Here is a 13,325-nt window from a genome sequence, read left to right on the forward strand (position 1 = left end):
AATGAGTAAGCTGTATTAATAATTATTTGGCTTTTATTTTAGCGTTAGAGGATAGGTAATCATGGCGAAGAAAAGAGGGTTGGCTGCCAATCGAGGCTTAGATGCCTTATTGGGGTCAATCAAAAAAGAAAAGCAAATCACCGCCTCTGCCTTGCAAGACGATATGGCGGCGCGTGAAAGTACTTTGCCAGCTGAAACGCTTAACGCTGATAGGTTAGATATTAGCACGCCTGCTCAATCTGATAATAAAAAGACCAGTGAAAAACCAACGACCAAACCTATTGCCTCTGACACCACTGCCAGCAGTCGAACCACACGGTCGCCGCGCACGATAAATAAAGGTACGGCTAATAAAAGTCGTGTTAATGGAACAGATGCCATTGCCTCTGAAGACCAGATCAGTTTAGTGCAAATAGATGTCACGCGTTTGCAAGCGGGTAAGTATCAGCCACGCCGTGATATGAGTGAAACGGCGCTTGCAGAGCTGGCGTCTTCGATTGAGCAGCACGGTGTCATGCAACCGATCGTTATCCGTCCGTTATTGGCCAATGAAGACAAGAGTGAAGCATTCGTTACCCATGAGATCATTGCTGGCGAGCGCCGCTGGCGTGCAGCAAAAATGGCAGGTAAAGCCGTTATTCCAGCGATTGAACGTGCTTTATCTGATGAGCTTGCTATCGCACTGGCCTTGATTGAAAATATCCAGCGTGAGGACTTGTCCGTGATTGAACAGGCCGCTGCATTACAACGCTTTCATACTGAATTTGGTATGAGTCATGCGATGATTGCCGAAGTCGTTGGCAAGGCACGCACCACCGTATCAAACCTGCTGCGTCTCAATCAACTGCATGATACCGTCAAAGATCATTTAGCAAATAGTGCCCTAGATATGGGTCATGCGCGCACGCTCTTGGCATTATCCTCTGAGCAGCAGCCGATTATCGCGCAAAAAATTATCGACGGTGGTATGACGGTACGCGACGCTGAAAAGTTGGTTAAATCGATCTTGCAGCCTGCGCCTAAAGCCAATCGTGCTGAGCAAACGCAATCTCGTGAGGTTGAGCGCTTGACGCAAAGACTGACAGATATGTTAGGGGCTGAAGTCAAACTCAAACACAAAAAAGATGGTCAGGGTAGTGTTGAGATATTTTTCCATAACCAAGATCAGTTAGCAGCTTTGATTAAGCACATAGAAGCACAGGCTTGATATCGCTAACGAGTTTGTCATGATACTGTAAATTTAAGATATTTTGATAACCGCTATTTTTATAAAAATATAAAAGAGAGTCAATATGTGGGAGTTGGTAAAAGCGGGTGGTTGGTTGATGACACCTATCGTGGTGTGCTCAATATTGGCATTGGTTATCATCATCGAGCGTAGTCATACCTTACAGTTTAATAAAGTTGCTCCGAGTAGATTGCGCGAACAGCTAATCACGCGCTTACGTGAGAATGGGGATATTGGTCGTACACAGTTGATGAATGTCAAAGAAAAAACACCTTTGGGAGATATTTTAGCGACAGGGCTGCTGTATCGTCAATATGGCTTAGACTCGATGACGATGCATATGCAAAACCGCGCTAGCGTACAAGTGCATCAGTTAGAAAAAAACATCAATATGCTTGGGACCATAGGGGCGATTGCGCCACTACTGGGGTTGTTAGGCACGGTGTTAGGCATTATTTCGTCGTTTTTGGCGATTACCGATGGGGCGATGCAAGACCCAACGATGCTTGCTGCTGGTGTGTCACAAGCGTTGATTACGACTGCTGCTGGTATGATCGTGGCTATCCCAGCACTGGTTGCCTATCGTTATTTTCAGCGCCGTATTATCGATATTAATGCCCAGTTTGAGACGCAAGCGGGACTCATGATTCAAGAGTTGTATGATTATCATTTGCTGGAAAATACGTCTACTGCTGGTTTGAATGTGCCTGCACATCGTGCGCCATCGGATGACATTGTAGATAATGAATATGCAGTGGATGGGTTAAGCTCAAATAATGGTGTTGCCGTGACTTCTTAGCATTTATTTTTTAGTATTTATTTCTTAGTATCTGTGACTGTTCAGCATGCCCTAATAATCCATCAAGCACATGAGTATTCAGTAAATTAAAGAGAGTGATATGCGCTTTAGAAAACCGACTGTTGAGCCGCTCGAAATTAACTTGACCCCGATGATTGACTGCTTGTTGTTTTTGATTGTGTTTTTACTGTTAGCAACGTCGTTTAATCATTTTAGTCGTTTAAATATTATTCTTCCTGAAGCTGAAGGTGTTGCGCTGACAGAAGAGAAAAACAGTATCGAAGTGGCAGTACAAGAAGATGGCAGTTATCTGGTGAACGGTATTACGCTTGCCAGTAGCAATGAGGCAGAGTTGACCAGTATGCTACAACAAGAAGCTGGTAGTAATCGTGATATGCTATTTGTTATTGCTGCGGATGCCAATGCCACCCATCAATCGGTTGTGCGAGTGATGGACATTGCAGGTAAACTGGGATTTTTGAATCTTAATATCAGTACGGTCGTGCCACTTGGTCAGCCGTTACCGCAGTAGCCTATAGTTACTTTAATGCCATTGATAGATGCTCTTATAAAACTGTGATTTTAACGCAGTCCATTCATGTTATGACCCCCAAATTGAGGCTTTTATGAGCCAAGCATATCAACCTGACTCTGCAAAAACTGCTGCTAAAAAACTATCAGCAGAGCCGTCAAACATACCTAAGCATAAAACCTTGCTGCGTTTGCTGAGTTATCTAAAACCATACTGGTGGGCATTAATGCTTACTGTGTTGGGCTTTGCGATTAATGCGGCGACAGAGATTTGGATTGCCAAATTACTTCAATATATCACCGATGCCATTAATCAGAACGATCAAAGCAAACAGGATTTATTTCCATTATTAATCATTGGTCTGTTTTTTGTTCGCGGTGTTGGTAGCTTTTTGGGTAATTATTATTCTGCTCTGGTCTCACGTAATTTGGTATATGAGCTGCGAGTGGAAGTCTTTAATAAATTGCTTCGTCTGCCAAGCTCTTTTTACTTAGCCAATCCTGCTGGTACCATTTCATCCAAGCTGATATTTGATGTTGAGCAAGTCACCGCCGCTAGTACAGACTCTATGAAGACGCTACTGCGTGATGGTCTGACAGTCGTCGCCTTGATAGGTTTCTTGCTTTATAGCAATTGGCGTTTGACGTTGATTTTATTCGTTGTGCTACCGCCAATATTGTGGCTTATTCGCATCGCCTCAAAGCGTTATCTAAAGTTGTCTAAGGGTATTCAAGAGACGATGGGTGATGTCAGCCATATTACCAATGAAGTGATTGGTGGCTATCAGGTTGTCAAAAACTATGGCGGTCAAGCATACGAAGCCGCACGATTCGATAAAACATCAAAAAAGAACTTACGCCAAGGCATGAAGGTCGTGGTGACCAACAGTATCAATACGCCAGCAGTACAGCTGCTAATGGCTATAGCCATGTCAGTTGTGGTGTGGCTCGCACTACGCCCATCGGTGATAGACAATATCTCAGCGGGTGAGTTTATCTCATATATCGCCGCTGCAGGTTTGCTCAGCAAGCCGGTACGCTCATTGACTGATATCAATCAAAAACTGCAAAAAGGTATCGCGGCAGGTGAGTCTATTTTTGCCTTGTTAGATGAGCCAGAAGAAACAGACACTGGTGTGCTTAGCCCTGCTTTGACGGGCGAAATCAAGCTGGATAATGTCAGCCTGATTTATCCTGACTCAACGGTCGCTTTGCGTGACTTTACGTTAGATGTAAGAGCGGGTGAGACGGTTGCATTGGTAGGGCGAAGTGGTGCTGGTAAGTCATCTTTAGTAAACTTACTGACGCGCACCTTATCGACCTCTTCTGGGCAAATTACCTTGGATGGTATACCGATTGAAGACATTAAACTTGAGAGCTTACGGGCGCAGATTGCGATGGTCAATCAACAAGTAGTTCTGTTCAATACCACGGTATTTAACAATATTGCTTATGGTGGCTTAGCCAATAAAACCCAGGCTGAGGTTGAGCGCGCCGCAAAAGATGCCTTTGCTCATGATTTTATTATGAAAATGCCAAACGGCTATCAAAGTGAAATTGGTGCTGAAGGTTTGCAGCTGTCTGGCGGGCAGCGTCAGCGCTTATCGATTGCTCGTGCGCTATTAAAAGATGCGCCGATTTTAATTTTAGATGAAGCAACCAGTGCGTTAGACAATGAATCAGAGTATTACATTCAGCAAGCGCTTGATAATGTGATGAAAGATCGTACCACGTTAGTCATTGCACATCGACTGACCACTATTGAATCAGCCGATCGTATCGCCGTGTTAGACAGCGGTCAAATCGTCGAGTTAGGCACGCACGATGAGCTTATGCAATTGCAAGGTCATTATGCGCAAATGTATGAACGCGACTTTGAATAAAATTATTGGACTATTCTTTGAGCAGCTTTGACGTTCAAATCGTGCTAAGTTAAAGTTTAACTGAATAGGTAAGTGGTCAATTATCATGAGTATTGAAACGACAGTGACGCGTGCCTGGCAACGTCAAGCCGCTTGGCTATGGCTATTGCTACCTATTAGTTGGTTGTACGGACTTATCACCACGCTGCGTCGTCAAGCTTATAAAGCTGGGCTGTTAGCAAGTTATCGTGCGCCTGTTCCCGTTATGGTGATCGGCAATATTAGCGTGGGCGGTAGTGGCAAAACACCATTGATTATTGCCTTGGTTGATTATCTACAAGAACGCGGAGTAAAGGTAGGGGTTGTTAGCCGTGGTTACGGTGGCGACACCAGTCAAATGCCCGCTTTGGTCGATGCCGCCAGTTTGCCCAACGTGGTAGGGGATGAGCCTTGTTTGATTGTCAATATGACAAATGCACCCATGGCAGTATGTCCTGATCGTAAGCAAGCGATTATAACCTTGTTAGCTGCCCATCCTGACTTGCAATTCATTATTGCCGACGATGGCTTGCAGCATTATGCACTGCAACGTGACATTGAATGGATTGTGGTCGATTCAGCACGGGGCTTTGGTAATCAACAGCTCTTGCCAACAGGGTTTTTACGTGAACCCATGTCGCGGTTGCAGGGTGCAACTGTCATCTACCATGAACCACTAACAACAGATTCAGTGGACAAGAATAAAAATAATAGCAATCTGTACCGAGCCCATCGTTTGACAATGCACTTAGAAGCGGATGCTCTGCAACTCTTATGGCAACCTACTTTATCTTATTCTCAAATTGATGCGCCTACAAAGGGTTGTAGAGTGCATGCGGTGAGCGGTATTGGTTATCCGCAGCGGTTTTTTGATACTTTAAGTTCGCTAGGCTTCGATGTCGTTGGACATGCTTATCCTGATCATTATGATTTTGAGTTGGCGGAATTGTTGCAGTATACCGAATATCCAATCGTAGTCACCAGTAAAGATGCGGTAAAAATAAGAGCGTTGCTATCGAAAGCCACTACTGATAAAGCGTTAAATGATGAGTATCAAGAGCTGATAAACAGACTATGGGTACTGCCAGTAACCGCCGAACTCTCTGACAGCTGTTATGATAATCTGCAGCAGCAGCTAAAAAAGCTAGGTATTGATATCGCAAACGATAACAGTACCAATAATAATACCAAAGCAAATAATAGATGATGCTTTAAACCGTATAAAAATTGCTATAGGAAACCCCATGTCGTCAGTGATTATGCCCGCCAAAACTCATATTGTTATCCCTGCTCGTTTTAAGAGCACGCGGCTGCCCGGCAAGCCATTACTAGAGATACATGGTAAGCCGATGATTCTTTGGGTTGCTGAAAAGGCGCAAACAGCGCACTTCGCGGATGATATGTGTATTGCCACGGATGATGACGATATTGCCAAGATATGCATGGATGCAGGGTTTGATGTGGTGATGACCAGTAGCGAGCATGTTTCAGGCACTGACCGTTTGGCAGAAGTTGCCGCCATCAAAGGGTGGGCTGACCATGATATCGTGGTCAACATGCAAGGCGATGAACCGTTAGTGCCACCGTTATTATTGGAGCAGGTAAAGGCGCTTTTGGTCGCAGACAGTGATAGCGTGATGGCGACTTTGTGTGAGCCTATCGACGACTATAAGACCTTTATGCGTCCATCAGTGGTCAAGGTTGTCAGTCAACACGCTAATGACTTGCAACGTGCGCTTTATTTTAGCCGAGCGCCCATTCCTTGTGATCGTGATGTCGTATTGTCCAATGATGATTATAGAAACCCACCAAAAAATGCTTATCGTCATTTAGGGTTATATGCTTATCGCGTCCGTTTATTACAGCAGTTTGTGTATTGGCCGCAAACGCCACTTGAGACACTTGAGAGCCTAGAGCAGTTACGCGTTTTAGAAAGTGGGGCGCAGATTGCTATTGCAGTTGCCGCTTGTCATCTACCTGCAGGGGTCGATACCCAAGAAGATTTAGACCGCTTAAATGCCATGAGTTTGACTGAATTTCAGAACCCCATTGGATGAATAGCCTAAGCAAAAATATTTCATCTAAGGCGTCATAAACACGCTATATCCTGAATAATCAAGCGAAGTGATAGGACGTTAGCTATGAGTGATAAGACGCAAAATACAGGCACAATGGATACTACAGACCACATATATTTTGCCGCGTTATTGCCATGGCAGCAAAATCTGTGGTCGCAATTGACCAAGCGAGTTTTGACATCACAGCAATCTTTGCCACATGCGCTATTAGCTGCTGGTATGCAGGGTATGGGCAAGCGGGCTTTTGTATGGCGTTTGGTCGCTTGGCTATTATGCCGTGAGCGTGATAGCCATCCCACAGGGGCTTGCGGCGCGTGTGAAAGTTGCCAATGGCTAAGGTCTGGCACGCATCCAAGCTTACAGGTATTGCCACTGATCAGTATGCCAATCAGTGCAGACAATGCTGATAATAAAGAGAAATTAAGTAACGCTGCAAAGGATAAAAAATCATCCAAAACAGCCAATAATAGTGCTCTTAAGATTAAAGTGGATGATATCCGTAACTTGCAGCCTTTTATCTACCAAGGTGGTCAAGGGATGCGTATTTGTGTGTTAGACCATGCAGAGCAAATGACGATTGCCGCGGCCAACGCGCTACTCAAAACTTTGGAAGAACCACAAGCTAAAGTCCATTTATTTTTGATCAGCGATACTCCAGCACAACTACTGCCCACCATTAAAAGTCGGGTGCAGCAGTTGCCATTACAGACCATTCAGCCTGTAATCGCCGTTGACTATGTGACACAGGCACTTGGCTCTACGGTCAATCGTGAAGCGGTCGGAACGGCTGCGATTGAGCAGCTTATTCAATTGGCAAATGGCGCACCTTTGGCCGCGATAGCCATGGCACAAGCGCCATGGTATAGCAAACGTGCGCTATGGTTGACGACGTGGCAGGCATTGCGGAGCGGTAAACGTAGTAGTGTGGCAGCCAGTGACTATTGGCAAAACCAACTGAGTATCACAGAATTTATTCAGCTGTCTGAGCTGATGCTACTTGATATGCGCCGTGTTTGCTTAGGGCTTAATGCGCTTCAAAAAGACGTCAATCTATCCGCTGCCTTAGAAAAATATCCACCTGATAATAATGGCATAGCACTTTTTTCTACTAGCTTACAGCAGACAAAAATCGCTCTGCAACAAAATGTGCAAGAAAAATTTGCCTATGATAAGCTAATGCAAGAATTGGCTTGTTTATAAGAAAATCTGCCTCAATAGCAAATAAAAATACCAAACTTAATGAAGGAAGCTGACTATGGCCATGCCAGGACGCGGCGGGATATTAACCTGCCACATTGAAAATATCGAAATGTTATATGCCAGCTATTTGTCCTTTGTCAGTAATGGCGCATTATTTGTGCCATCCAATGACGCTCAGCAGCTAGGTAACGAGGTATTTATCGCCATCACTTTACCCAATTTTAGCGAGCGTTTGCCTATGAATGGCAAAGTGGTTTGGATTAACGCCAAAACGCAAGGTAGCCGACCGGCAGGTTTTGCGGTACAGATTGGAACTGATATTGCAGGTCAAAGAATTAAAAACGAAGTTGAGCGATTATTGGCGGGTAAAATAGATGGTTTGCAGTCCACGTATACTATGTAATTATTCATTGTACTTGTAATGGTTTTGATAAGTATTAGACGACTATTATTAAATAAACAGTATAAAAAAAGCCACCTTATATATCGATAAGGCGGCTTTTTTTATGAGCATAAGACTAGGGCGTGTCTTCATTTTAAAAATGGTAATAAAAATTGCCGTCAAACAATAAAGGCAATGCAAATAATATCGAGATATCAATAAGCTGTTTGACGATGTTTGGCAAAATGCAGCCATTTTTAGCCAATTTAGAGGACAATCGATTGAACTGAGGACACAGCCTAATTAAAGCCACCATATCTTTTAATAGCGCGGTGGCACATACATATCATCTGGAATAGGCTCACGGTAGTATTCGTCATCACGTTTACGATCGGGTAATTCTACCTCATCACGTGGCACTTCCTTATAAGGAATTTGTTCGAGTAGATGAGCAATACAGTTTAGCCTTGCGCGTTTTTTATTGTTACCTTCAACCACCCACCAAGGTGCCTCAGGAATATGCGTTCGCTCAAACATGGTTTCTTTAGCCTTGGTATAGTCTTCCCAACGGCGGCGTGACTGTAAGTCCATGGCTGAGAGCTTCCATTGCTTGAGCGGGTCATGAATACGGCTCATAAAGCGTGAATGCTGCTCATCATCAGTGATCGAAAACCAATACTTCACCAAGCGAATACCTGAGCGTACTAGCATACGTTCAAACTCAGGCACCGACTGAAAAAATTCTTCATACTGTGCATCGGTACAAAAACCCATCACACGCTCAACCCCCACACGGTTATACCAACTGCGGTCAAACAGAACAATTTCACCAGCAGCAGGCAAGTGGGCGACATAACGCTGAAAATACCATTGTGATTGCTCACGTTCTGTCGGTGCAGGTAGGGCAGCCACTCGACACACACGAGGGTTTAAGCGCTGCGTGATACGCTTGATAGCGCCACCTTTACCCGCTGAGTCACGACCCTCAAATATGACGACGATACGCTCACCGCGATCAACGACCCAGTCTTGCAACTTAATAAGCTCGCGCTGTAGCCTTACCAACTCTTGAAAGTACATACGCCGATCAAGTCTTTCTTGCTCACTCATTTCGCGCCCATCAAAACGAAAATCACGCACATAATCATCTATCTCGTTTTCTAGCTCTTCATCATAAGTATCGATGAGGTCTTCGTGCATTTTACGCCGCAACTGATCATTAAAAACCTCCTTATCCATACGCTCGATAAAACTGTGTTGCTCAGGTGAGCTAAGTTCCTGACGCTCTTGTGGCGTGAGGGATTTGGGATTGATGGACGAAGGTATTTTACCCATAAAAAACTCCTAATCAGTGTTGTTATGATTTTTATTGGTTATCCTCTTACTTTAGCATAACTACCGATAGAGCTATGCGTTGGCTACGTTTCATTATTGTGTTGTTAGCAAGACCTTGACTATCATCCAGTTTTGAGTAGTGAATGGGCATAAAAAAGCACCCTCTAATCCATCGATTAAAGAGTGCTTTAAAGTATTCATGCTAACTATTGACTGATAATACCAATCAAATAATAGCAGTCAAAGAGTTATTTCTCTAAGATACAAGTCACGCCCTGACCACCAGCTGCACAGATAGAGATTAGTGCACGACCTGAGCCTTTTTGATCCAATAGCTTCGCTGCAGTGGCTAGGATACGACCACCCGTTGCGGCAAATGGATGACCCGCAGCTAACGACGAGCCATTAACGTTTAGCTTGCTACGATCGATAGAGCCTAGTGGTGCATCTAGTCCTAGACGCTCTTCACAGAATTTTTCATCTTCCCAAGCAGCTAGTGTTGATAACACTTGTGATGCAAAGGCTTCATGGATTTCATAAAAATCGAAATCTTGTAGTGTTAGACCTGCACGCTCAAGCATACGCGGTACGGCATAAGCAGGTGCCATTAATAGGCCTTCTGTGGTGCCAGATTTACCAATGAAATCAACGGCGGCCGTTTCTTGATGAACGATATAAGCCAATGGCTTAAGACCACGCTCTTTTGCCCACTCATCGGTTCCCAATAGGACACAAGAGGCACCATCCGTTAATGGGGTAGAGTTGGCTGCTGTCATCGTTGGGTTGGCGTTCTTCTTACCAAACACAGGCTTTAATTTAGCCAGTTTTTCCAAAGTAGTATCAGGGCGCAAGTTGTTATCGCGCGTCAGACCTTTGTATGGAGTGATTAGGTCATCAAAGAATCCTTCATCATAAGCGCGCGCTAGGTTTTGATGACTGTTAAAAGCAAGCTCATCTTGTGCTTCGCGGCTGATGTTCCACTCAAGTGTGGTGATGGCTTGATGGTCGCCCATTGATAGACCAGTGCGTGGTTCACCGTTTTGTGGCGAATCGATTAAGTCTTTTGGATTTAGACCCATTAGTGCTTTTAGACGTTGTTTGTTGTCTTTAGCCGCGCCCAGTTTGATCAGTACTTTACGTAGACCATCACCAATCGCGATCGGTGCATCAGAGGTCGTATCTACGCCGCCAGTAATCGCTGAATCGATAAGACCCAGTGCGATTTTATTGGCAGAAGCAAAAGTCGCTTGCAAGCCAGTACCGCAAGCTTGTGAGATATCGTAAGTTGGCGTATGTGGGTTGAGCGCTGTGTTAAGCGTGGCCTCGCGAGTTAGGTTGATGTCACGGCTTAGTTTCATGACGGCACCAGACACCACTTCACCCAACACTTCGTCTTGTAGGTTATAGCGTTCAATCAAGCCATCTAATGCAGCTGTCAACATGTCGGTGTTGCTAACGTCAGCGTATGAACCGTTCGAGCGTGCAAACGGAATACGGTTGCCACCTAGGATAGCCACTCGATTTTGACCAGCAACGGCTTTGGTTTTGCTGGTTTTTTTGGCAGCAGATGCTGGCTTTTTCGTAGTAGAAGCTGGTGATTTATCATTCGCTTCTGTGGTGCTAGAAGACTCTTTATTACTAGAAGACTCTTTATTAGACGTGTCTGTAGCTGTCGTGCTTTTAGCTTTTTTAACAGCCGTTTCTGTTTTGGCGCTGTCTGATTTATTATCAGTAGATTTTGACGCACTGGCTTTTACCACTGTGCTTTCAACAACAGGGCTATCAGGGTGATTGTTTTTATTACTCATAATATTATCCTTAAAAAATATGGGCAGAAGAAAAGAGGGTAACAATAGTAAAACTAATGATAATAAAAATGATTACATTAAAAAATTCAATAATCGAAAATAAACAAGAAGCAAATATTATCACTTATTACGCAGCATAACTGTTTATGATAAGACGTTTTTACGACCTTACTGTATATCTTTGGCAAACTATGTGACGCTTATCTAAGGTCGGTATCAGCTTTGAAAGACATCAATATGACTTTCGTAGACTGGCTAGTATCGATTATTGGCATTGCATAACGATAGATTTGATAATATATTGTTATCGATAATTGCATTTGCTATAACTTATAGGTCTGATTTTAGCACAATGTGGTGATTTTTAAATCCAGAAAAAGTGACCGTCTTGTATACTGAGTTGTTTACAGATTGTTGTAGACATTATCGGTTTTTGGACTTGTTTAAGATGGCAGTGTATAGTTAGGCCAGCTTTAGACTCATTTACTAAATATCAATAATTATGAGGTTATTGAGTCTATATAATAGGCACATTACATTTATTACTATTATTCTAACCGTTCGTTATAGGGATTATATTATGTCAGACCGTTATGGTGATTTTGTTCAGTCTTCTATTGGCAAAAAAGTGGCCAAAAATTTGGGTTTACCGTTACCTGTTACTCTTGATCGCTTCGAAAGCGGTGAGCCTTTAGTACGTGGTAGCGTATTGGTTGGTCGTGCTAATGGCGATGATAAAAGCGTCAGTGAGTCTGTTGCGCGAATTTTGTCAGACGTACATGCTGATGTTTATGTAAACAGCAGTGATGATATCAAAGATGCCCTTGCTGATGCAGGCGTTGAAGCAAAAGCCAATACGGGCGGCGATGATAAATTTAAAGTTTTATTGTTTGATGCCAGTAATATTAGCAATGCCGATCAATTAAAAGAAGTGTATGAGTTCTTCCATACTGTGGCTCGTCGTGTAGAAAAGTCTGGTCGCGTCATTATTATTGGTCGCCCACCAGAAAATATCTCTGACATTGATACAGCTTTGGCTCAGCGCGCGCTTGAAGGCTTTGTGAAGTCTGTCGGTAAAGAGTTCAAACGCGGTATTACGGCACAGCTTATTTATGTGGAAGATGGCGCAGAGCAAAACCTAGATTCGACTTTACGCTTTTTCACCTCCGCTCGTTCAGCTTATGTCTCAGGACAAGTCGTACGCGTTAGTAAGGATAGCAATGTTGATGTCGATTGGACGCAGCCTCTTGGCGGTAAAACCATGCTGGTAACTGGCGCAAGCCGCGGTATTGGTGAAGCAATTGCTCGCGTTTTGGCTCGCGAAGGCGCTCACGTTATCTGCCTTGATGTACCGCAGCAGCAAGCAGACCTACAAAAAGTCGCTAGCGAAATTAGTGGCTCAGTATTGACCGTCGACATCACCAGTGATGACGCTGGCAAACAAATCGCCGAAGCTGCACAAAAGCGTGGCGGATTAGATTCAATCATCCATAATGCTGGCGTCACTCGTGATAAGACATTGGCAAACATGGACGAGAAAAAGTGGGACATGGTTATCGATATTAACCTAGGTAGTATTGCTAGGCTGAACCGCTATTTACTAGACAACGACGTATTAAAAGACAATGCACGTATCGTTTGTGTGTCATCAATTTCAGGTATCGCTGGCAACTTGGGTCAAACCAACTATGCCACCTCTAAAGCAGGGGTGATTGGTTTGGTTAATGCCACTGCCAAGCAGTTAGAAGGTAACGCCAAAGGCATGACGATCAACGCTGTTGCTCCAGGGTTTATTGAAACGCAAATGACCGAAGCTATTCCATTTGCTATTCGTGAAGCAGGGCGCCGTATGAACTCTATGAGCCAAGGCGGCTTGCCAGTAGACGTGGCTGAGACCATCGCATGGTTTGCATCACCTGCTTCTGGTGGCTTAAATGGCAACATTGTTCGCGTTTGTGGTCAAAGCTTATTGGGTGCTTAATATCACTTTATAAGTAAGTGTCAATTATAAGTAAGTATAAATGATGATTTAGATAATGGTAAATAGCTGATATTAATCAGTA

11 protein-coding genes are annotated in these 13,325 nt (G+C 43.9%); 9 read left to right on the forward strand and 2 right to left on the reverse strand.

The window, feature by feature from the left end; genetic code table 11:
- Nucleotides 1–61: 61 nt before the first annotated feature.
- The 8 genes from I3252_RS11360 to I3252_RS11395 all read left to right on the forward strand — a co-directional run bounded on the left by I3252_RS11360 (nt 62) and on the right by I3252_RS11395 (nt 8,140).
- Nucleotides 62–1,207, forward strand: a complete 1,146-nt coding sequence (locus tag I3252_RS11360) for a ParB/RepB/Spo0J family partition protein (RefSeq protein WP_238035264.1) — start codon at nt 62–64, stop codon at nt 1,205–1,207.
- A gap of 85 nt (nt 1,208–1,292) precedes the next feature.
- Complete coding sequence (locus I3252_RS11365; RefSeq protein ID WP_238035265.1) at nt 1,293–2,027, forward strand: MotA/TolQ/ExbB proton channel family protein; 735 nt, start codon at nt 1,293–1,295, stop codon at nt 2,025–2,027.
- A 100-nt stretch (nt 2,028–2,127) separates the two neighbouring features.
- Nucleotides 2,128–2,559 carry a biopolymer transporter ExbD gene (locus I3252_RS11370; protein ID WP_025651795.1) on the forward strand — a complete coding sequence of 144 codons (432 nt, stop codon included), beginning with the start codon at nt 2,128–2,130 and terminating at the stop codon, nt 2,557–2,559.
- A 94-nt stretch (nt 2,560–2,653) separates the two neighbouring features.
- Entirely contained in the window at nt 2,654–4,441 is a 1,788-nt protein-coding gene (gene msbA / locus I3252_RS11375) for a lipid A export permease/ATP-binding protein MsbA (RefSeq protein WP_227678937.1), read from the forward strand.
- Nucleotides 4,442–4,526: 85 nt separating this feature from the next.
- The gene (gene lpxK / locus I3252_RS11380) at nt 4,527–5,666 is read left to right on the forward strand and encodes a tetraacyldisaccharide 4'-kinase (protein ID WP_045452135.1); all 1,140 of its coding nucleotides are present in this window, start codon (nt 4,527–4,529) and stop codon (nt 5,664–5,666) included.
- Between the two features lie 37 nt (nt 5,667–5,703).
- The gene (kdsB, locus tag I3252_RS11385) at nt 5,704–6,516 is read left to right on the forward strand and encodes a 3-deoxy-manno-octulosonate cytidylyltransferase (RefSeq protein WP_238035266.1); all 813 of its coding nucleotides are present in this window, start codon (nt 5,704–5,706) and stop codon (nt 6,514–6,516) included.
- 84 nt (nt 6,517–6,600) lie between these two features.
- Nucleotides 6,601–7,737 carry a DNA polymerase III subunit delta' gene (locus tag I3252_RS11390; protein ID WP_238035267.1) on the forward strand — a complete coding sequence of 379 codons (1,137 nt, stop codon included), beginning with the start codon at nt 6,601–6,603 and terminating at the stop codon, nt 7,735–7,737.
- Nucleotides 7,738–7,792: 55 nt separating this feature from the next.
- Complete coding sequence (locus I3252_RS11395; protein WP_238035268.1) at nt 7,793–8,140, forward strand: PilZ domain-containing protein; 348 nt, start codon at nt 7,793–7,795, stop codon at nt 8,138–8,140.
- 300 nt (nt 8,141–8,440) lie between these two features.
- Here the strand turns inward: I3252_RS11395 and ppk2 are convergent, their stop codons facing one another.
- Together ppk2 and I3252_RS11405 are read right to left on the reverse strand one after the other, a co-directional pair.
- Nucleotides 8,441–9,454, reverse strand: coding sequence for a polyphosphate kinase 2 (gene ppk2, locus I3252_RS11400; protein WP_228139068.1), 1,014 nt, complete (start codon nt 9,452–9,454; stop codon nt 8,441–8,443).
- A 248-nt stretch (nt 9,455–9,702) separates the two neighbouring features.
- Nucleotides 9,703–11,262 (reverse strand): acetyl-CoA C-acetyltransferase, encoded by a 1,560-nt coding sequence (locus I3252_RS11405; protein ID WP_238035269.1) that lies wholly within the window; start codon nt 11,260–11,262, stop codon nt 9,703–9,705.
- Nucleotides 11,263–11,842: 580 nt separating this feature from the next.
- Between I3252_RS11405 and I3252_RS11410 the strand changes: the two genes are divergently transcribed.
- Nucleotides 11,843–13,243 (forward strand): 3-oxoacyl-ACP reductase, encoded by a 1,401-nt coding sequence (locus I3252_RS11410; RefSeq protein WP_238035270.1) that lies wholly within the window; start codon nt 11,843–11,845, stop codon nt 13,241–13,243.
- Nucleotides 13,244–13,325: the final 82 nt, after the last annotated feature.

The organism is Psychrobacter sp. Ps4 (assembly GCF_022129285.1).
Classification (GTDB): Bacteria; Pseudomonadota; Gammaproteobacteria; order Pseudomonadales; family Moraxellaceae; genus Psychrobacter; species Psychrobacter immobilis_A.